Origin of the sequence: Enterobacter sp. BIDMC 27, assembly GCF_000534415.1 — a bacterium.
Classification (GTDB): Bacteria; Pseudomonadota; Gammaproteobacteria; order Enterobacterales; family Enterobacteriaceae; genus Enterobacter; species Enterobacter hormaechei_C.
The window spans coordinates 1,436,778-1,455,573 of the sequence record NZ_KI973178.1 but is presented as its reverse complement, the minus strand read 5'-3'; the positions used below and the strand labels follow the sequence as shown (position 1 = coordinate 1,455,573).

The following is an 18,796-nucleotide window of genomic DNA, read 5'->3' as shown; positions in this document are numbered from 1 at the left end:
CACGCCGATAAAATCGCGTTCATCCTATGACCCACAGCGCTGTGGTGTAATTATCTCTTCGTATAGTTAACCTTAGGTATAGTTATACTTTGGTATACCTATCCTATTGTATAACTGGATCTTTGCCGAAACCGGTTCCCATAATCCTGACCATTCCCCTCTTAGTCTGGAGCTATTATGGTTACCCTCGGTAAAGCCGATCTCATTCTGGTTAACGGCCAGTTTCACACCGTCGATCGCGAGAATCCTGTCGCGGAAGCCGTTGCCGTGCGCGACGGAAAATTTCTGGAAGTGGGTACCGTCGCCGAGGTGATGCAACACCACTGCGACGGCACTAAGGTGGTGGACTTAAAAGGCCACACCGCCATCCCCGGCCTGAACGACTCGCACCTGCACCTCATTCGCGGCGGGCTGAACTACAATCTTGAGCTGCGCTGGGAAGGCGTGCCGTCGCTCGCCGACGCCCTGCGGATGCTAAAAGAGCAGGCCCTGCGCACGCCGTCGCCCCAGTGGGTGCGCGTGGTGGGCGGCTGGAGCGAGTTCCAGTTCGCCGAGCGCCGCATGCCGACCCTCGACGAAATTAACGACGCCGCGCCGGATACGCCGGTCTTCATCCTCCACCTGTACGACCGCGCCCTGCTCAACCGCGCCGCGCTGAAGGTGGTCGGCTACACCAAAGACACGCCGAATCCGCCGGGCGGGGAGATCCAGCGCGACGCCAACGGCAACCCGACCGGGATGCTGATTGCCCGTCCGAACGCCATGATCCTCTACGCCACGCTGGCGAAAGGGCCGAAGCTGCCGCTGGAGCAGCAGGTTAACTCCACGCGCCAGTTCATGCGCGAGCTGAACCGTCTGGGGCTGACCAGCGCCATCGACGCGGGCGGCGGCTTCCAGAACTACCCGGAAGATTACGAGGTGATTGCCGAGCTGCACGAGAAAAAGCAGATGACCATCCGCATCGCCTACAACCTGTTTACCCAGCGTCCGGGCCACGAGCTGGAAGACTTTGAAAAATGGACCGACATGCTTACGCCGGGCCAGGGCAGCGACTTCTTCCGCCACAACGGCGCGGGCGAGATGCTGGTCTTCTCCGCCGCCGATTTTGAAGACTTCCTCGAGCCGCGCCCGGATCTCGCACCGGGCATGGAGGACGAGCTGGAGCGCGTGGTGCGCCATCTGGTGGAGTACCGCTGGCCGTTCCGCCTGCACGCCACATACAACGAATCCATCAGCCGCATGCTGGACGTCTTCGAGAAGGTGAACCGCGACATTCCGTTCAACGGGCTGCACTGGTTCTTCGACCATGCGGAAACCGTCACCCAGGCTAACATCGACCGCATCAAAGCACTCGGCGGCGGCATTGCCGTCCAGCACCGCATGGCCTTCCAGGGGGAATACTTTGCCGAGCGCTACGGCATCGAAGCCACCCGCCACACGCCGCCGGTGGCGAAAATGCTCGAGACCGGCGTGCCGGTGGGCTTAGGGACGGACGCCACCCGCGTGGCGAGCTATAACCCGTGGACCGCGCTCTACTGGCTGGTCTCCGGCCGCACCGTCGGCGGGATGCAGATGTACGACCACAGCGCCCGTCTGGATCGCGATACCGCCCTGATGCTCTGGACCCAGGGCAGCGCGTGGTTCTCCAGCGAGCAGAACCAGAAGGGGCAGATCAAAGCTGGCCAGCTCGCGGATCTGGCGGTGCTCAGCAAAGATTACTTCCGCGTGCCGGAGGAGGAGATCAAGGGCATCGAGTCCGTCCTCACCGTGGTGAACGGCGATATCGTCTATGCCGCAGGCGCTTTTGGCCCACTCGCGCCGCCCGCCATTCCGGTCCTGCCCGAGTGGTCCCCGGTGGTGAAGGTGCCGGGCCACTACCGCAGCGCGCCGCCGCAGGCCGCACGCGTGGGTATGAGTGTGGCTCACCACTGTAGCGGCCCGTGCGGGGTTCACAACCACCAGCATGACTTTGCCCGCACGTCAGAGATGCCGGTATCCGACGATAACGCTTTCTGGGGGGCGCTGGGTTGCAGCTGCTTTGCATTCTGATGAAACAAAATGACGCTTCGCCCCGGATCGATCCGGGGCTGTTCTTTCTGCGCCTGACCGGCAGTCTGCTGCTGCTTTACGTGCACGGTCTGCCGAAGGTGCTGCACTTCAGCGAAGAGCTGACGCGCATCGAAGATCCGTTTGGTTTTGGGCCGTATGCCAGTCTGATCCCGGCGATCGTCGCCGAGGTGATCTGCCCGCTGTTTATCATTGCGGGGATTTACACCCGCCTGGCGTGCCTGCCGATTATCGCCGTGCTGCTGGTGGCGATGCTGGCGGTCCACCCGAACTGGTCGATTGCCGAGGGGCAGTTTGGCTGGCTGCTGCTGATTATCTTCACCACCCTCGCCCTTACCGGGCCGGGCCAGTGGCGAGTGCAGCCTAAAACAACGGAGAGGTTCGCATGACCCAGGTAAACGACGTTCGCGACGCACACGTCGAGACGACGCCCGCCCCCGCGGTTTCACCCTGGCAGCCGCTGAGCCAGCCGGTGTTCCGCATGCTGTGGATCGCCACGGTGGTCTCTAACGTCGGCTCATGGATGAGCGACGTCGGTATCAACTGGAGCATGCTGACGCTCAGCGCCGATCCGCTGGATATCGCGCTGGTGCAGGCGGCGAGCAGCCTGCCGATGTTCCTTTTCGCCCTGCCGTCCGGGGTGATGGCGGACATCGTTGATCGACGTAAATACCTGCTCTTCTCCCAGCTGTGGGTGTTCATTGCCGCCGCCGGGCTGACGCTGCTCTCTTTTACCGGACACGTCACCCCCACCGTTCTGCTGGCGGCGACGTTTCTGCTGAGCGTGGGTGCGGCCATGAGTTCGCCGCCGTTTCAGGCGATTGTCCCTGACCTGGTGAGCAAGTCCGAGCTGGGTTCCGCCGTGGCGCTTAACTCGCTCGGGGTCAATATCAGCCGGGCAATTGGCCCTGCGCTGGGCGGTTTTCTGCTGTCGCTTGCCGGGCCGTGGATGGTGTTTGCCCTGAACGCGCTGTCCGTGATGGGCGTGGCGTGGGTGCTGTGGCGCTGGCGTCCGGCACCGTCCATGCAGCGTTTGCCACCGGAGCACTTCTTCTCTGCGGTGCGCTCCGGGATTCGCTACGTGCACGCCGCGCCGGTGCTGCGCAACGTGCTGGTGCGCACCGTGGCCTTTTTTGTTTTCGGCAGCGCGGGCTGGGCATTGCTGCCGCTGGTGGCGCGCCGCGAGCTGGGCTTAGGCCCGGCGGGCTACGGCGTGATGCTGGCGTGTATCGGCCTTGGCGCCATTGCCGGGGCCATCCTGCTGCCGCGTCTGCGCCAGCGGCTGAACGCCGATCGGCTGATGGTGGCCGCCAGCCTGACGTTTGCGATCACCATGCTGGCGCTGGCATTTGTACGTCACTTTTGGCTGCTAAACTTGTTTGAGTTCTTTACCGGCTTCGCGTGGATTGCGGTGCTCTCCACCCTCAACCTTGGCGCGCAGCGCAGCGCCGCACGCTGGGTAAAAGCCCGGGCGCTGGCGGTGTATCTGACGGTCTTTTTCGGTTCGATGACCGCAGGCAGCGCCGTCTGGGGCCAGATCGCCTCGCAGTTCGGCACTCCGGCTTCGCTGGTTGTCGCCACGCTGGGGATGGTGCTGGCGAGCATGACGGTGTTCCGCTGGAAGCTGGAGAAAGATCCGGATTTAAATCTCGACCTGAGCGGGCAGCCGCTGGACGGGGTGGAGATTGAACTCCCGAACGAGCGTGGCCCGGTGCTGGTCTCGCATGAGTACATCATCGACCCGCAGAACGCGAAAGCGTTTTTGCAGGCCGTGCACGAGCTACGCCGGGTGCGCCGCCGCGCCGGGGCGATGAGCTGGGCGGTGTACGAAGATATTGAACGTCCGGGTCTGTTTATCGAAACCTTCCTGATGGGTTCCTGGATCGAGCATCTGCGCCAGCAGGAGCGCCACACCATGAATGACCTCCTGTTGCAGAGCCGCGTTCTGGCTTTTCATCAGGGCACAACATCACCGGCAATTCGTTATCTGGTCGCGCCGGTCTGAACATAACAATCACCTGTAGAGGAACACACTATGGCAACGTTTAAGGCAAAAGATGGTACGCAGATTTATTACAAAGACTGCGGCGCGGGCAAACCGGTTCTTTTCAGCCACGGCTGGCCGCTGGATGGGGATATGTGGGACAGCCAGCTGAACCACCTGGCCGAGCGCGGCTACCGCACCATCGCCTTTGACCGTCGCGGGTTTGGACGTTCAGATCAGCCGTGGAACGGCTATGACTACGATACCTTTGCATCCGACATTAACGACCTGATCACCACGCTGGATCTGCGCGACGTGACGCTGGTGGGCTTCTCCATGGGCGGCGGCGATGTGACGCGCTACATCAACAATTACGGCAGCGAACGCGTGGCCGGTCTTGCCCTGCTGGGCGCGGTAACGCCCATTTTCGGCAAATCCGAAAGCTACCCGGAAGGGGTCGATCAGAGCGTGTTCAGCGGGATTCGCGACGGACTGCGTAAAGATCGCGCCCAGTTCATCAGCGATTTCGCTACCCCATTCTACGGCACCAACGCCGGGCAGACCGTTTCTGCCGGTGCCCTGACGCAGACGCTGAACATCGCCCTGCTGGCGTCCCTGAAGGGCACCATCGACTGCGTAACCGCCTTCGCCGAAACCGACTTCCGCCCGGATATGGCGAAAATCGACGTGCCGACGCTGGTGATCCACGGCAGCAACGACCAGATCGTGCCGTTTGAAACGACCGGCAAGCTGGCGGCAGAGATGATCAAAAACGCCACGCTGAAAGTGTACGACAACGCGCCGCACGGCTTCGCGCTGACCCACCAGGATCAGCTCAACGAAGATCTGCTGGCGTTTGTAAAGTCGCTGTAAGTCATTACGCGAAGCCTGATGGCGCTTCGCTTATCAGGCCTACAAGGGCTGGTCCTGTAGGCCGGGTAAGGCGCAGCCGCCACCCGGCGCTTTCGCAGACGCATTCCGCTCCGCCAGCAGCCGACAAACCTCCGCATGCTTCTCCTCGGTAAAGGTGAAGCGCGACATAAACCCCATTCGAATCAGCGAGCCTATCGCCGGTAACAAACAAATCCCGAAGAACAGCCCCGCCAGCACGCTGTCGCTCTGGGCCTGTGCCTGCGGCACATAGTCGATCATCGTCAGAAACACGCCGATGAGCCCGCCGCCCACCGCCACCGACATCTTGCCGGTAAAGGTCTGCCCGGAGAAGGTGATCGCCGCGCAGCGCTTGTGGGTGTGATACTCCGCATACTCGATGGTGTCGGCAATCATCGACGAGGTGAGGATGTTGGTCATCATCACGAACAGCGTGCTCAGGCCGAGCAGGACAAACAGCAACGCCGTGTGCTGATAGCCCGTGAACCACATCACCACGCGCACCGCCACGTCCAGCCCGCAGAGGATCATAAACAGCTTCCGCTTCTGCATCCGACGGGTCAGCAGCGGGGCGACCAGGCACAGCACCGCCGCCACTATCCCCATCACGCCAATTGCCATTTGCAGGCTGCCGTCGCCCATATTGTTGATAAAGAAGTAGATATAGAGACCGCCCGCCACGTTATGGAACACGCAGAAAAAAAACGACAGCAGGACGATAAACAGCGGCTTGTTCTGGCGCAGGTTGTGGAAGGTGTCGCGCATCGTCACCTTTTCCGGGCTCGGCGGCACGCGCTCTTTGATCTGCATAAAGCCGTTGAGCATCAGCGGCAGGCCCACCAGCATCATCACCAGCGCCGCCATAAAGTAGCCTTTATCGTTGCTGTACTGGGCAAAGAACGCCGCCAGCTTCGGGAAGAAGATGTTGGCGCAGGCGATCCCGGCGTTCACTCCAAGCATCGCCGCCGTCACCGCGCGGGTGCGCTGGCCGGAGTCGTTGGTCATCACCGATGACATCGACCAAAACGGGATATCGGAGATGGCGTACAGCGTCCCCCACAGGATATACGTCACCCCGGCGTAGAGGATTTTGGTGGTCATGTCCGCTTCGATTTTATAGAACGCCAGCAGGGTGACCCCGGTGATCAGCAGCGGGGCGATCAGTAAAAAGTGGCGAAACTTGCCGAACCGGCTGTTAATGGTGTCCATAATGCTGGCAAACAGCGGATCGTGAACCGCATCCCACGCACGGGCAATCAGGAAGATGGTGCTTGCCGCCAGCGCCGAGATCCCCAGCACGTCGGTGTAAAAATAGTTAATAAACGAACCCACTAAACCAAAGCTAAAACACTGACCTAAACCATAGCCAAAGTAAGACCACAACTCGCGAGACGGTATTTTCATTGTCATTGCCATAGTGCGTACCTGGTTGCCCGGCGACAGCGCGCCGGGTCATTATTATTAGCCCTGCGGATTCGGGGCGATTTTGCGCAGCTTCTTCATCAGCGCGATTTCAGCGCGTGAGAACGGGATACCGTTCTCCTCAAACACGTCGTGGAACCACAGGCGGCAGTAGTCCGTGGACTCCTTCATCACTACCGGCCACGGCAGCCAGGTCTGGGTTTTACCGCGCACCAGCCCCCACTGATACGGCGCGACCTTCGCCATGTACATCAGCGGGAGCTGCTCTTCGATGGTGCCGCCCACGTGACGCGCCAGCCATTCGGTGCAGAAGATTGGGCGGCCCAGCGCCTGAAGCTGCTGGATAATCGCCGTCATGCGCCCGGTATTGGTATAGGCGTGGTAGCTCACCACATCTGACAGCGCCAGCGCGGTCTGGTCCAGCGGGTGCTGGTAAAACGTCTCGCCCTCTTCTTCCGCCGGCAGACGCCACGCGCAGATGGTGAGCGGCTGGGTCGGGTCTTCCTCACGCACCCAGCGGAACGCCTGCTTCATCAACTCGTGCGCGCAGGTTTCCAGCTTCTCGTCGTACAACACCTCCTGCGTGCCGGTCGCGAAAATGCCGCGGTTGCCCGGCTCGTTATACAGATCCCAGAGCAATACGCGCTTATCCTCGCGGAACTGGCGCACAACGTCGCGGATATAGCGCTCAATCTGTGGCCAGCAGTCGCGATCGCACACCTTATCGCGTCCCGGGCTCGCTGCCGCCTGGCTGTTGTGCTTGCCCGGTACGGGCGGCTTTTGCGGGCCGAGGTACGGCTCGTCGCCGGAGAACCCGCAGTCGTCCATCAGGGTCAGCATGGTGCTGAACCCGTGACCGTCGGCAATCGTCAAAAAGCGGTCGATGCGCGTCATCAGCCCGTCGCGGTCGTGCTCCCAGACGATGAACGGCAGGTTGATGCGCAGGGTGTTATAGCCCGCGTCCGCCGCCCAGCCCAGCTCGCGTTCGATGGTTTCGGCATCGAAGGTCTCTTCCTGCCAGATATCGGTCCAGTTCACCGCCGTCGACGGCAGATAGTTAAACCCGCACAGCCAGCCTTTTTGCTGATACCACGCCTGTGCCTGCTCCCTGCTCCACTGCTCTTTCATTACGCATCCTCTTACTGATAATGTTTAGCTAATAAATATTAGTTGCAGAATAAATGCGCAAATCGCGGCGCTCAGAAAAGCGACGCCTCTCACAAAGTTCACGCTTCGATGGATGAGAAACGTGATCGACGGCGCTAAAGCGTGCGGTTAGGGTATGATGCAAAATCGCGAAAGGGAGAGGACGGATGAAGCGAAAAACAAAAGTGACGATGAACGATATTGCGCGGGCGGCAGGGGTGTCGCAGGCGACGGTATCGCTGGTGCTTAACCAGTCCCGCAACATTAAGCTCAGCGACGATACCCGCCAGCGGGTGATTAATGTGGCTACCGAGCTCGGCTACGACCGCCTCCCCGCCGTTCACGCCCCGCGCAACCAGGAGGAGATCGCCCTGCTGGTCAGCTCCATGCAGAGCTTCGACCCGTTTATCGACGCCATCAGCCAGGCGCGGGAAGCGGCGTGGCGCAACGAGACCCTGCTCACCGTCTACGACTACGGCGACGACGTGGAGCTGGCCCTGAACATCATCCGTCAGCTGGACAAGCGCAACTGCATCGGGATTATCCTTGCCTCTCCGGTCACGAACGTCGTCGATATGACGGCATTCCAGGACTGCACCCGCATCCCGCTGGTGCTGCTCAACCAGCGCGACCCCGGCTCGCCGCTGCTGCCGTCGTTTATTCCGGACGACTACGCCAACGCTTTCCAGGTTACCAGACACCTCATCGCCTGCGGCGCCACGCGCATCGCCCACATCACCGGCGAGAGCTGGATGGAGGCCTCGCGCCAGCGTCTGGCGGGCTACCAGGCAGCATTACAGCAGGCCGGACTCGCGTGCGACGACGGCCTGGTGCGCCAGACCAACTGGCAGTTCAGCGAGTCCTTTACCGCGACAGCTTCGCTGCTGGAACTGGCCGAGCGCCCGGACGCCATCTTCTGCGCCAGCGACTGGCTGGCGATCGGCTGCTACCAGGCGCTGGCGGTGAACGGCGTGCGCATTCCGCAGGATATGCTGCTGGCGGGCTACGACGACCAGAAGATTTCCGAGCAGCTCACCCCGCCGCTGACCAGCATCCAGTTGCCTTACAGCGAGCTGGGACGGCTGGCGGTGGAGTACCTGTGCAATCAGGAAGATGCCGCCACGCACGTGACGCTGGCGGGCAGGCTGAAGGTGCGCGCCTCAAGCCTTGTCTGAGGTAAACACCATGCCCGCATAGGGCTTCTCGCGACACGCCGCCAGCCGCGCGGCGAGGCTACCCACGTGCAGCTCCAGCTTGTGCCCGTCCGGGTCGAGAAAGTAAAACGATGCTCCCTCGCTTTTGTTCTGCTTCCAGACGGTGACGCCCGCCTGCTCAAGCCTTTGCGAGAACGGTTCAAAATCCGCTTCCGCCACGGTAAACGCGTAGTGGGTATAGTCGCTCTCCTGCGGCGGCACGTACCGGCGCGCCTCGTCGTACGACAGGCAGACCCACAGATCGCCGCAGGTGAGATAGGCCCCGGTATTCCAGCGGGCGTGCAGCGCAAGCCCCAGCAGCTCGTGCCAGAAGGTGACGCTTTTTTGCAGGTCGCTGACCGCGAGGGTCAGGTGGTTGAGTGATTGCAGCATGACGTGCCCTTTTGTTTTTCGCGCCGGACATGGTACGGTAAAGAGATGAACATAAACCACGCCGTGCTCACCGTAAACCGCTGGTGGCTGCCTTCTTAAAGGCGGCACGGAGTAGTTTTCCTCATTTTCAGATAGCCGCCGAAAGGCGGCTTTCACTTTTCTAAGACCCTTTCGGCTACTGCACATTAAGGAGTCTTTATGAACGCACCCACCATCCTCACCGGCGATCGCCCAACCGGCCCGCTGCACCTCGGCCACTTTGTCGGATCGCTGCGCCAGCGCGTGGCGCTCCAGCACACCCACAACCAGTTTGTGCTGATTGCTGACCTTCAGGGGCTGACCGACAACGGCAGCAACCCGCAAAAAATTCGCGACAACATCCCCGAAGTGCTGGCCGACTACCTCGCCGCGGGCATCGACCCGAACCTGACCACGATCTGCCTGCAATCCGCCCTGCCCGCCCTTGCAGAGCTGACGATGCTGTATATGAACATCGTCACCGTCGCCCGCGTGGAGCGTAACCCGACGGTGAAAAACGAGATTGTGCAGAAAGGCTTCGCCCGCTCGCTGCCGGTCGGGTTTATGGCCTACCCCATCAGCCAGGCGGCGGACATCACCGCGTTCAAGGCCAAGTGCGTGCCCGTCGGCGACGACCAGCTGCCGATGATTGAGCAGACCAACGAGATTGTGCACAAGATGAATAGCCTGCTGCCCGCCCCGGTGCTGCGCCACTGCAAGGCGATGCTGAGCGACACCAGCCGCCTGCCCGGCATCGACGGCGGTGCCAAGATGTCGAAATCGCTGGGCAACACGCTGCACCTTTCGGCCAGTGAAGAGACCATTCACCGTGCGGTCAGCGCCATGTACACCGACCCGAACCACCTGAAGGTGAGCGACCCGGGGCAGATTGAGGGGAACGTGGTGTTTACGTATCTCGACGCTTTTCATCCGGACAAGGAGAAAGTGGCGGCGATGAAGGCGCACTATCAGGCAGGCGGGCTGGGTGACCGGGTATGTAAGAACGAGCTGGAGGCGTGTTTGCAGGAACTGATTGCGCCGATGCGGGAGCGGAGGGCGATGTATATGCAGGACAAGGGGGAATTGATGGCGATGCGAAGGCCGGACTCGAACATCACAACTATCCTTATGATCTTAAGAGATTAAAATTTACCACATTGGACATAATACCATCATTGATACCATCAGTCCCGATTGATGATAATCGAACAGTATTATGAGCACCACTCATCAACTTTGCAATTGCATGTAAAGCGAGATAAATAGCATTAAAAACAATATCTTTTCTCAGTTAACCTACTGAATTATTTATGTTTTAATTGATTATCACTACCTTCAAAAACGCTTCAATTACAGATTGGATCTTCAAAACACATTACCCATATGCTATGTTAGTTACACTCTTCACAACAATATGAATTAACATGCAGATTTCTAAGAAGATTTACTTTTCAGATTACAAATGTTCCTCGGCTAACAAGACTGGGATTACGATTGCTTTCTCTGAAAGTGAATATAATTTATACAATAATATCAAACATTTAAGTTCAGCCACCCTGAGGGATATGATTGACATACAATCATATGAAAAACTAGAAACAATCGCAAATGAAAAGAATGTAGGCAAGTCAACATTTATAAAAGATATTTTGGCAAAAAAATTTGTGAATCAGAAAAATGAAAAATCATTTATGCGTTTGCAATCAACCTTTAGCGGTGGCAAAGGTAGTCCAATGCATGATTGGTACCCATATTTAGAGGGTTATTCTCCCGAATTTGTGAAATGCTTGATTTCACGATTTGCTCCTAAAGCCAAAACAATTTTAGATCCATTTTGTGGCTCTGGAACAACAGCCATTGTTTCCGTTTTAGAGGGTTTAAATAATTACTACTGCGAAGTAAACCCTTTATGCCAATATATTATTGAAACTAAACTAATAGCTTTAACATTAAGCGAAGAAGAAAAAACAAAATTAGTAAATGAACTTTATTGTATTTCTAATGAAATAACTAATGTACTCAAACCTTCTGCAACCGAGACAGATCTAGAGAAATCATTTAAATCCGTTTTTGGTAATACGAAATTTTTTGAGGATCACATATTTAAAGATATACTTAGTTATCAATGTTACATTAGCTCTATCGAAGATAACAATCTTAAGAGACTTCTGACAATAGCAGGGATTAGATCGTTAATCCCTTCCTCGTTATTGGTAAGACGAGGTGATTTACGATTCAAGACACAAAAAGAATTAGAGAAAGGCAACCAGGGCTTTCGCTTTCATGTACAAAAAAGCTTAGAATTAATTGCCAGTGATTTATTAGACATTACGGAAGGTAGTGGTTTAGCCACCTTCTTATGTGATGATGCCAAAGAAATATCTGGGAATAACCTGATTGATGCTGTAATAACAAGCCCGCCATATTTAAATGGCACAAACTATTTTAGAAATACTAAAATTGAACTTTGGTTTATAGGGAAATTAAAGACCAAATCAGATCTAAGACATTATAGGGATTTAGCTATTACCAGTGGTATTAACGATGTAACTAAAGGTAAAAGCTTATCTTCAAATAATACTATTATCTCAGAAATACCATTATTATCTGAATGTATTAAAGAACTAAGCATAAAAGAGTATGATAGTCGTATTTCAATGATGGTTGAAAACTACTTTTGGGACATGTTCAAATTCTTATCAAAACTCCCCAAATTACTAACTAATGATGCGACTATCTGTATAGATTTAGGTGATTCTGTTTATTGTAACGTCTACATCCCTACACAAGATATTTTGAAAGAAATGATGTCAAAGTTAGGTTTTGAAGAGAACGAAAGGGTCATTCTTCGTGAACGAAAATCCCGCAATGGAACAAAGTTAGTCCAGACTGTTCAGGTTTTTAAATGAAAAATAAATATTTTAGTAAAAAATGGGAGCAATTCAAGAAAGAATTACCCCATCAATCAGGTGAAATGGTAAAGAGAAATTGGGGCCATAACTGGCACTCTATGTGTTCATACCAAGGGAAACTTAAACCATCAATCGCTAGATCTTTAATTGATACATTCATGCCATCAAGTAAGGGACGTATATTAGATGTCTTCTCAGGTGTTGGCACCATTCCTTTCGAAGCAAGATTACTTGGTCATACTGCATATGGATTTGATATTAGTCCAGCAGCAGTTAATATTTCACGTGCAAAACTAGAAGTTATAAGTAAAAATGAAATTCAAGAGGTAATCAATAAATTATCTGATTTTATTGATCAAAACAAAAATTCAATAGATTATAACGAACATAATTTAATAAGGTTTAATGGTTCAATTGAATCCTATTTTCATCCTGAAACTTTTAAGGAAATACTGTGTGCTCGTAAATTCTTTTTAATAAAAGGTGAATTAGATGCATCTGAATCGTTAGTACAGTCATGTTTATTACATATTTTACATGGTAATCGTCCGTATGCATTGAGTAGAAAGTCCCATCCTATTACACCTTTCGCGCCTACTGGAGATTTTATATACAGTAATTTAGTTATAAAGTTAATTAAAAAAGTTGAAAGAGTCTTGCAAAATTCTGATGATATCCCAGATACTGGCAGCAAAGTATTTTATCAGGACTCTACAAAAAGTTGGCCTGAAGAAGTAAATAATTTAGATGCAATTATAACATCACCTCCATTTTATGATAGTACCCGTTTCTATTCAGCAAATTGGATGCGATTATGGTTTTCTGGTTGGGAAAAAGATGACTTCCAAACGAAGCCAAAAGATTTTGTGGACGAAACTCAAAAAAAAAGCTTTGAAATATATGATAATATATTCAAACAATCTCAACAATGCTTAAAAAAAGATGGCGTTTTTTTAATGCACGTTGGTAAAAGTAAAAAAAGTGATATGGCAGGACAAATTGCTAAAATTGGTAGTAATTATCTTAGCCTTATAGATATATTTGACGAAAGTGTTGAACATTGCGAAAGTCACGGAATTAAAGACAAAGGCACGACAACCCATCATCAGTACCTTGTCTTTACGAAAGATTAGATAAGTTTATCGGCTTCGATAACCCAATTAGCAGAAATTTTCAAATTAGGGTTATCGAAGAAATCGAACCCTGTAACTCTCTTAATTCGATTGCGTAAATTATATACCTCATTCGGATATCTGGAAAACTTATCGACTAAACCTTCAACGAATTTAGGATTTTTTAAAATATCAATTGCTTCTGGATTAAATATTGGTGCCCCAGCCAAAACACGAGCTTCAACCCCGGTCAATCTTGAGAGTGATGCCAATTCTTGCCTTGAATAAAACTCCCCAGGCCATTTCTCTGCTTTTTCTCCATTATGTACTTTACAGAGCAATGTGGCATTATCAGTAGTCAAAGGCCATAAGTAATATACAGGCAATGTATGATCCAAATTACCCATTTTTTTCTCAGAGTTGGCTACTAAATCAGCACTTAAATCCAAACCACATTTGAAACATTTATTATCAAATCTTCTATATATCTCGTTAACATCAATTTTATTTTTAGAATCGAATTGCACATATAGTCTTCTTTTTTGAGACGCTTCTCTATGCTGCTCAGTCAATCTGGTTTGATTTTTTATAGAATTATATACATGCTTGCATAATCTACATTCGCCCTGCCTACCGGTTTTACGTCTTGAGTGTATATCAAAAGATTGCAAAGGCTTTAATAAGCCGCAAATAATACAATATTTATACTCTAATGCTTCAGCTATATAATCATCATGCAATATTGAAAACTCTCCATTTTCAATAACACGGTTTTCTGTATTATTAATTAAATTATATTCATAAATGTTAATCACCTCACCTGCTTTATGTTGAAAACCGCATTCTTCGCATTCAAACTCAAAATCAGGTGGTAAATCCTCAGTTTGAATCTGTATCATGTTACGACATTGTGGATTCAAGCATTCAAATACGCGATATCCTACATCACCTTTACCTTTAACATGTTCAGGTAAATTGAAGTTGATCCTTTCAACCCTCGTGTATGCTTGCCTTCTGCTCATCTTTAGAACCTATCAATCTATGACCAGTAGATATCATCTCTCAATGTAATTCAAATATCTAGTCTGATTACTTCTCACAGACAATCTTGATGATATCACACGATGTTATCTAATTGATTTCAATGACATTTTATTGATTGATATCAATGTTTTGTTGCCCTAGAATAGCCACATGAGAATAAGGAGAGAAAAAATGAGTGGATCTTCATTAATGATTATGTCTGTTTTTGGCTTAAAAAATATATACGGAAAAGATCCCATATATATAGTTTTTAGAACAGGTAGCCATGAAATTTTAAATGCATTTCTATCATTTGACGAGGCTCAAAATTTCTGTAATTTGCATTTAGACAAATCCCCTACAAAAATATTTCCAAAAGTAGTGTCTACTAAATCCAAATTTATACCAAAAAAACTCTCCATAAAAAGCATTATCGCTATTGAATATACCGGTAAATGGGTATATCTGAGCAAAGTTGAGATTAAATTTATAGATAATAAAATTGAGGATATTGGGATTGTGTCACATTCTAATATCGATGAAAAAAACTTACTACTTTTAAAAAATTATCTACCACTTAGAATAGAACGAGATATACTCTCTAAAAGTATAGAAAAGCCTAATATTATTAAAAAGTTATCCGTGTAGGTTCTGTGCTCTGGTGATTTCTTTAATCACCTTAGTGCATCCCTCCTTTTCTTCATACCAAAAACAAACATCTTCTCCTACTCCAATATCGACTATATATGCATATAAATTTTTTCCATAAGAAAAACTCATCACATTTCCATTTAAGCTTCTGATTTTTAATTCTGATTTAATGCTAATAACTTTACCCATTGAAAAAAAATAATCATCTGAGTTTAAATTAACTTTATCCATTTTGTTTCCTTATATATTTTAACCATATAGATATACATATACACTAAATTATGGATTGTCAATTCAATATACTTATAAAAGCAAGAGCTAACTCAGCGAAGCTGAGTAGTCTTGCTTTACTTGCTCTTCGATTAGTAAAGGGAAGCAAAATCTCAAATTCTTATTGGTCGCTTCGAATTCGTCAACATTAACTCATTTGTGATTATTGAATTGAAGTAGCCCTGATCAAGGAAATATAATAGTTGCTTCACTTCTCTTTTAGAGTTTGGCATAGTGATTTTATTATCACCATTCACATTAGTAATACCTAATTGATATCCAATCTTCTGGGCACACTCAATTAGATTTTCAATAGGCTGATCGTTGAGTATTCCAGAACTTATTATCAAAGATACTTTCTTTTTAATTGCAGAATCTGCAAACATCATAAAATCTTCAGCATTTTCCACATGAAATATATCATTACCGATAAAGTTATCTAAATCCTCTCTAGTAGCTTCATTAAAATACTCTTCCATGTTAAAAAATCGCCGGAGCATAAAGAAACTCTTGAACAATAATTTATCACCCACAAGAATAGCAGTTAATCGATCACTAAGCGAAAAACCAGGACGAGTGGACACTGAGAATCTATTTCCAGGCTGAGTTACTACTTGGAAAAAGGATTTTTCATTATTAATTATTTGTCGTCTATCGAAACATTGAAGCCAAACTTGAGTAGGATTACCATTCGAAGCTGGCTCACCCGTAAATAACGCTTTGAAATAATGAACTGACACATCATCGGGGTCCCAAACTGGAACAGCATCAGGCCGTTCGATTGCATTAATAATGCCTATTTCGTCATCAAATGGATTGATGGAAAATATCTCACCATCCTGAACATTATAAGATGCACAAAACTCTATTTCTTCGATATCTTCATTTATAAACTCACTCCTCTGAGTTCTAAATAGATTTTCTACTACCGTTTGTGCGGGAGCATCTATGTCAATCTTAATTATTCTAGTCGGTATTTCGCTGTCTGTAATCGCAAAAAGTTCCATATAATATCCTTATACAATCATATAGGTATGTTCAGTAAGCTTCTTTACCCTCAAACCTTTGATCTTCGCATTGGTAAGAGGTTTTGTTGACAAAAGAACAAAACTCACCCCAGTGTCATCTTCGGCTTCATAAAACTTGAATCCAAATATGATAGACAAAATTGGATTGAAACTATACGAAGACGAGTGCTTTATGTAGAAGAAAAGACTTAAATAAAAAAACAGGGCTAATCGCCAATCCATAAAAGTGGTCGGCCCAGATATAAGTGGAAATAAGTAAGTCAAGAAATAGTTGGTTATTTCCTTATCTGCCGGAGATGCCGATTCTAAGTTTTTCAATGTGACCGGATTATATTTTTGTGCTTGCTTGATTATAAAGACACAAAAAACCACACTTACGACAGCCAAAAGAATTGAGGAAACAAGAATCTTATAATTATCATTAATATAAGCTAAGAATGCCAATGTCAGGCAAACTGGGGCAACCGAACTAGCAGTCAAAGCATAGCGAGCAAATCCATTAAGCATACACCACCCACCATAACTGTATAAAAAACCAGTATACATGAAGTCCGTGGTCATAGCGATCAGCTTTAGTGCTAAATTTCATCGAACTCAATACATATTATAAAGTTCAGATTGACAAACACAATTCATTTGGTAGATGTATTTTATCATCATAATCAATAAGTTAACCAGATTCACCATTTTTTGCATAAGGAAATGCTATGGAAAAATCTAAACATGACGATCAGCATCGTGATCGATTTAGGAAAGATAAAAATCTAAGGTTGTTACGCCATTATTGTATCAGTGTCCGTTTGAATCAGGCAGAGCTAGAGCTTTTAAACAACAGAAGGGGCAAGCATAAAAAAGGGGAGTGGTTAAGATTAACCTTTTTAAATCACACCCCAACCGACATCCCGTTAGTAAATGTTGAAGCTTGGAAAATGTTGTCAGACATATCGCAAAAGCTAAATCGAATTGCGATCCATATCGATGGTAAGAGCAAAGACAGCAAGCTTACGAATACAGAATTGTTTGCAGTCAGAAGACAAATTGTAGAGCTTCGCCAGCACCTGCTAAATGCTGACATATGGAGCAAATCCGATGAAGGGTATGCAGAAGATCAAAAGGGGTAAGAGCTTCGCTGGTGTCGTTCAATATGCATTGAAACCGGGAGCACATCATAAAAGTGATCCCATCATCATTGGCGGGAACATGTTAGGTGATTCAGCCCTTGAACTGATCGCTGAATTCGATAGCACCAAGCATCTTCGCCAGGATGTCGCAAAATCAGTTTGGCACAACTCGCTTCGCTTACCCAACGGTGAATCACTAACGAATGAACAGTGGTCTAGTATCGCAGATGACTATATGAAACGAATGGGATTCAGTGATACCCATCTCCGTTGCTATGTCTTACATGACGACGAGGGCCAGCATATACACATTATCGCCAGCAGAATCGACATAGCCAGTGGGAAGCTCTACTTAGGTAGGAACGAAAATCTTATAAGCACGCGGATCATCAGTGAACTTGAAATCACTCATAACCTGACAGTGACCATGACAGCACCAAAGCAACCGAAGCGAAGAAAGGTTTCCCGCAATGAACAGATGCTTTCAGAACGGACTGGCCTTCCCTCCCCCAAAGAAGCTCTCCAACAGATACTTGATAAAAGTTTATCTGATAAGCCGGACCTTCTAACTTTCACAAAACGACTGGAAGAAGCAGAAGTCGGCTGGACGGCGAATGTCGCTTCAACCGGGAAAATGAACGGGTTCTCATTCTCTTACCGCGATATAGCTTTCAAGGCTTCGCAGTTAGGTAAGGGTTACTCTTGGGCTAATCTTCAAAAGCAACTTAACTACAATCCTGACCACTTAGAAGCTATACGAGCGACCAAGAAGGCTATCCCTGCTCCTGCTCCTGCTCCTGCTCCTGCTCCTGCTCCTGCTCCTGCTCCTGCTCCTGCAATAGTTTTGAAAACCGCTGAGAGAAAGGAAAGTATCGGTAAAAAAATTGCAGAACTGGAACTACGGCTCAGAGAAGACAAACGGAACGAAATCGTAGAAAAGATCCTTCAAAAGAATGCAGCCAAACAGCAAAAGCATCTCAGGCTCACCGGCTGGATTCCCTTTTTACAACGGCTCATAGAGCTTCTCAGAAAATATGGAAAGAGCATCCTCCACAAGGTTCCTACAAACTTCTCAGAAGTCTATTCAACACATCATCTGAAACCTACAAGAAAAATTCGTTTATAGACAGCTAGTTGTAAACACCTTTCGTAACCTAACTCAATTGCTTAGTAATAAATTTGTGTTTAGTCAAGAAAATATTGATCGTTATTACAGATCGATAATCTAGCTATGATAGACAATAACTATCAAGTAACAATCATCGATCGGTACAAGCAATTTTACTAAAGCGAGTCGGTCATCGAGAATCCCTACAAACAGCAGTAAATCTTCCACCCTGGGGTTGCTATGAAAAACGAAACAATTAAGTGCCCGTTCTGCTTTCAGGAGAGTCCGTTTGGTGTCCGTGTCTGCACTGGCTGTCATTCAACTATTAGATATGGAGCCCTTTCAGCCTGGTTAGCTTTACTAATAGGAATTGTGCTGTTAGCGATTGCTTTTCTTATATTCGCTATCAGTCAAAATTTTATATTAACTGTCGTTATCTATTTTGCGTCAGCAATTT

The 18,796-nt window shown here is 49.3% G+C and carries 18 protein-coding genes; 11 read left to right on the top strand and 7 right to left on the bottom strand.

Features of this window, described 5'->3' with window-relative positions:
* The first annotated feature begins 177 nt into the window (after nucleotides 1-177).
* From L463_RS15640 to L463_RS15655, 4 genes are read left to right on the top strand one after another with little or no spacing between them, the layout of a single operon-like run.
* Nucleotides 178-2,049, top strand: coding sequence for an amidohydrolase (locus L463_RS15640; protein ID WP_032104361.1), 1,872 nt, complete (start codon nucleotides 178-180; stop codon nucleotides 2,047-2,049).
* The gene (locus tag L463_RS15645) at nucleotides 2,049-2,456 is read left to right on the top strand and encodes a DoxX family protein (RefSeq protein WP_032104360.1); all 408 of its coding nucleotides are present in this window, start codon (nucleotides 2,049-2,051) and stop codon (nucleotides 2,454-2,456) included. The genes L463_RS15640 and L463_RS15645 overlap by 1 nt, the downstream gene beginning before the upstream one ends.
* Nucleotides 2,453-4,072 carry an MFS transporter gene (locus L463_RS15650; RefSeq protein ID WP_032104359.1) on the top strand — a complete coding sequence of 540 codons (1,620 nt, stop codon included), beginning with the start codon at nucleotides 2,453-2,455 and terminating at the stop codon, nucleotides 4,070-4,072. The genes L463_RS15645 and L463_RS15650 overlap by 4 nt, the downstream gene beginning before the upstream one ends.
* A gap of 30 nt (nucleotides 4,073-4,102) precedes the next feature.
* Nucleotides 4,103-4,924, top strand: a complete 822-nt coding sequence (locus L463_RS15655; protein ID WP_023295858.1) for an alpha/beta fold hydrolase — start codon at nucleotides 4,103-4,105, stop codon at nucleotides 4,922-4,924.
* A 39-nt stretch (nucleotides 4,925-4,963) separates the two neighbouring features.
* On the opposite strand, the gene L463_RS15660 is transcribed toward L463_RS15655, so the two are convergent.
* Entirely contained in the window at nucleotides 4,964-6,358 is a 1,395-nt protein-coding gene (locus L463_RS15660; RefSeq protein WP_032104358.1) for an MFS transporter, read from the bottom strand.
* A gap of 45 nt (nucleotides 6,359-6,403) precedes the next feature.
* Complete coding sequence (locus L463_RS15665) at nucleotides 6,404-7,492, bottom strand: cellulase family glycosylhydrolase (RefSeq protein ID WP_032104357.1); 1,089 nt, start codon at nucleotides 7,490-7,492, stop codon at nucleotides 6,404-6,406.
* Between the two features lie 185 nt (nucleotides 7,493-7,677).
* Between L463_RS15665 and L463_RS15670 the strand changes: the two genes are divergently transcribed.
* Nucleotides 7,678-8,685: a LacI family DNA-binding transcriptional regulator gene (locus L463_RS15670; protein WP_017383881.1), complete on the top strand. Its 1,008-nt coding sequence runs from the start codon at nucleotides 7,678-7,680 to the stop codon at nucleotides 8,683-8,685.
* Here the strand turns inward: L463_RS15670 and fosA are convergent.
* Nucleotides 8,671-9,096 (bottom strand): FosA/FosA2 family fosfomycin resistance glutathione transferase, encoded by a 426-nt coding sequence (gene fosA, locus L463_RS15675; protein WP_032104356.1) that lies wholly within the window; start codon nucleotides 9,094-9,096, stop codon nucleotides 8,671-8,673. The two genes, L463_RS15670 and fosA, sit on opposite strands and share 15 nt — an antisense overlap.
* Before the next feature lie 198 nt (nucleotides 9,097-9,294).
* On the opposite strand from fosA, the gene trpS reads away from it, so the two are divergent.
* The 3 genes from trpS (at nucleotide 9,295) to L463_RS15690 (ending at nucleotide 13,159) form a co-directional block, all read left to right on the top strand.
* Nucleotides 9,295-10,260: a tryptophan--tRNA ligase gene (trpS, locus tag L463_RS15680; RefSeq protein WP_050596929.1), complete on the top strand. Its 966-nt coding sequence runs from the start codon at nucleotides 9,295-9,297 to the stop codon at nucleotides 10,258-10,260.
* A gap of 278 nt (nucleotides 10,261-10,538) precedes the next feature.
* Complete coding sequence (locus tag L463_RS15685; RefSeq protein WP_023316367.1) at nucleotides 10,539-12,023, top strand: DNA methyltransferase; 1,485 nt, start codon at nucleotides 10,539-10,541, stop codon at nucleotides 12,021-12,023.
* Nucleotides 12,020-13,159 (top strand): class I SAM-dependent methyltransferase, encoded by a 1,140-nt coding sequence (locus L463_RS15690; RefSeq protein ID WP_023316366.1) that lies wholly within the window; start codon nucleotides 12,020-12,022, stop codon nucleotides 13,157-13,159. Before L463_RS15685 ends, L463_RS15690 begins: the two co-directional genes overlap by 4 nt.
* Here L463_RS15690 and L463_RS24230 read toward each other — a convergent pair.
* Complete coding sequence (locus L463_RS24230) at nucleotides 13,156-14,160, bottom strand: hypothetical protein (protein ID WP_023316365.1); 1,005 nt, start codon at nucleotides 14,158-14,160, stop codon at nucleotides 13,156-13,158. The two genes, L463_RS15690 and L463_RS24230, sit on opposite strands and share 4 nt — an antisense overlap.
* 193 nt (nucleotides 14,161-14,353) lie before the next feature.
* On the opposite strand from L463_RS24230, the gene L463_RS15695 reads away from it, so the two are divergent.
* The gene (locus tag L463_RS15695; RefSeq protein WP_023316364.1) at nucleotides 14,354-14,809 is read left to right on the top strand and encodes a hypothetical protein; all 456 of its coding nucleotides are present in this window, start codon (nucleotides 14,354-14,356) and stop codon (nucleotides 14,807-14,809) included.
* Here the strand turns inward: L463_RS15695 and L463_RS15700 are convergent.
* The 3 genes from L463_RS15700 to L463_RS15710 all read right to left on the bottom strand — a co-directional run bounded on the left by L463_RS15700 (nucleotide 14,798) and on the right by L463_RS15710 (nucleotide 16,617).
* On the bottom strand, nucleotides 14,798-15,043 hold the full coding sequence (locus L463_RS15700; RefSeq protein ID WP_023316363.1) for a hypothetical protein: 246 nt from the start codon (nucleotides 15,041-15,043) through the stop codon (nucleotides 14,798-14,800). The genes L463_RS15695 and L463_RS15700 overlap by 12 nt on opposite strands.
* A 152-nt stretch (nucleotides 15,044-15,195) precedes the next feature.
* Complete coding sequence (locus L463_RS15705; RefSeq protein WP_001676873.1) at nucleotides 15,196-16,089, bottom strand: Kiwa anti-phage protein KwaB-like domain-containing protein; 894 nt, start codon at nucleotides 16,087-16,089, stop codon at nucleotides 15,196-15,198.
* A 9-nt stretch (nucleotides 16,090-16,098) separates the two neighbouring features.
* Nucleotides 16,099-16,617, bottom strand: a complete 519-nt coding sequence (locus L463_RS15710; RefSeq protein WP_000931689.1) for a hypothetical protein — start codon at nucleotides 16,615-16,617, stop codon at nucleotides 16,099-16,101.
* A gap of 200 nt (nucleotides 16,618-16,817) precedes the next feature.
* On the opposite strand from L463_RS15710, the gene L463_RS15715 reads away from it, so the two are divergent.
* Entirely contained in the window at nucleotides 16,818-17,231 is a 414-nt protein-coding gene (locus L463_RS15715; protein ID WP_023316361.1) for a hypothetical protein, read from the top strand.
* The gene (locus L463_RS15720) at nucleotides 17,200-18,357 is read left to right on the top strand and encodes a relaxase/mobilization nuclease domain-containing protein (RefSeq protein WP_032673109.1); all 1,158 of its coding nucleotides are present in this window, start codon (nucleotides 17,200-17,202) and stop codon (nucleotides 18,355-18,357) included. The genes L463_RS15715 and L463_RS15720 overlap by 32 nt, the downstream gene beginning before the upstream one ends.
* Nucleotides 18,358-18,796: the final 439 nt, after the last annotated feature.

What these genes read in the sequence shown, in the direction of transcription:
- L463_RS15720 (WP_032673109.1), top strand. Translation starts at nt 17,200, where the DNA reads ATGAAGGGTATGCAGAAGATCAAAAGGGGTAAGAGCTTCGCTGGTGTC.
- L463_RS15695 (WP_023316364.1), top strand. Translation starts at nt 14,354, where the DNA reads ATGAGTGGATCTTCATTAATGATTATGTCTGTTTTTGGCTTAAAAAAT.
- L463_RS15690 (WP_023316366.1), top strand. Translation starts at nt 12,020, where the DNA reads ATGAAAAATAAATATTTTAGTAAAAAATGGGAGCAATTCAAGAAAGAA.
- L463_RS15660 (WP_032104358.1), bottom strand. Translation starts at nt 6,358, where the DNA reads ATGGCAATGACAATGAAAATACCGTCTCGCGAGTTGTGGTCTTACTTT.
- L463_RS15700 (WP_023316363.1), bottom strand. Translation starts at nt 15,043, where the DNA reads ATGGATAAAGTTAATTTAAACTCAGATGATTATTTTTTTTCAATGGGT.
- L463_RS15645 (WP_032104360.1), top strand. Translation starts at nt 2,049, where the DNA reads ATGAAACAAAATGACGCTTCGCCCCGGATCGATCCGGGGCTGTTCTTT.
- L463_RS24230 (WP_023316365.1), bottom strand. Translation starts at nt 14,160, where the DNA reads ATGAGCAGAAGGCAAGCATACACGAGGGTTGAAAGGATCAACTTCAAT.
- L463_RS15670 (WP_017383881.1), top strand. Translation starts at nt 7,678, where the DNA reads ATGAAGCGAAAAACAAAAGTGACGATGAACGATATTGCGCGGGCGGCA.
- L463_RS15665 (WP_032104357.1), bottom strand. Translation starts at nt 7,492, where the DNA reads ATGAAAGAGCAGTGGAGCAGGGAGCAGGCACAGGCGTGGTATCAGCAA.
- L463_RS15640 (WP_032104361.1), top strand. Translation starts at nt 178, where the DNA reads ATGGTTACCCTCGGTAAAGCCGATCTCATTCTGGTTAACGGCCAGTTT.
- L463_RS15650 (WP_032104359.1), top strand. Translation starts at nt 2,453, where the DNA reads ATGACCCAGGTAAACGACGTTCGCGACGCACACGTCGAGACGACGCCC.
- trpS (WP_050596929.1), top strand. Translation starts at nt 9,295, where the DNA reads ATGAACGCACCCACCATCCTCACCGGCGATCGCCCAACCGGCCCGCTG.
- L463_RS15705 (WP_001676873.1), bottom strand. Translation starts at nt 16,089, where the DNA reads ATGGAACTTTTTGCGATTACAGACAGCGAAATACCGACTAGAATAATT.
- fosA (WP_032104356.1), bottom strand. Translation starts at nt 9,096, where the DNA reads ATGCTGCAATCACTCAACCACCTGACCCTCGCGGTCAGCGACCTGCAA.
- L463_RS15715 (WP_023316361.1), top strand. Translation starts at nt 16,818, where the DNA reads ATGGAAAAATCTAAACATGACGATCAGCATCGTGATCGATTTAGGAAA.
- L463_RS15655 (WP_023295858.1), top strand. Translation starts at nt 4,103, where the DNA reads ATGGCAACGTTTAAGGCAAAAGATGGTACGCAGATTTATTACAAAGAC.
- L463_RS15710 (WP_000931689.1), bottom strand. Translation starts at nt 16,617, where the DNA reads ATGCTTAATGGATTTGCTCGCTATGCTTTGACTGCTAGTTCGGTTGCC.
- L463_RS15685 (WP_023316367.1), top strand. Translation starts at nt 10,539, where the DNA reads ATGCAGATTTCTAAGAAGATTTACTTTTCAGATTACAAATGTTCCTCG.